The organism is Rahnella sp. BCC 1045 (assembly GCF_019049615.1).
GTDB classification, from domain to species: domain Bacteria; phylum Pseudomonadota; class Gammaproteobacteria; order Enterobacterales; family Enterobacteriaceae; genus Rahnella; species Rahnella contaminans.
Genome location: NZ_JAFMOZ010000006.1, coordinates 1 through 255 on the forward strand (window position 1 = coordinate 1; position 255 = coordinate 255).

General features: G+C 58.4%; 1 rRNA gene. It reads right to left on the reverse strand.

The window, feature by feature from the left end:
* A 23S ribosomal RNA gene (locus J1782_RS00030) occupies positions 1 to 255 on the reverse strand; the annotation flags it as partial.

The following is a 255-nucleotide window of genomic DNA, read 5'->3' on the forward strand; positions in this document are numbered from 1 at the left end:
CGTAGTGGCTCGTTATCACGCCTCAGGGTTAGTATGCAACCGGATTTACCAGGTCACACCCCCTACACGCTTGAACCGGGACAACCGTCGCCCGGCCAGCCTAGCCTTCTCCGTCCCCCCTTCGCAGCAACACCAAGTGCAGGAATATTAACCTGCTTCCCATCGACTACGCTTTTCAGCCTCGCCTTAGGGGTCGACTCACCCTGCCCCGATTAACGTTGGACAGGAACCCTTGGTCTTCCGGCGTGCGGGTTT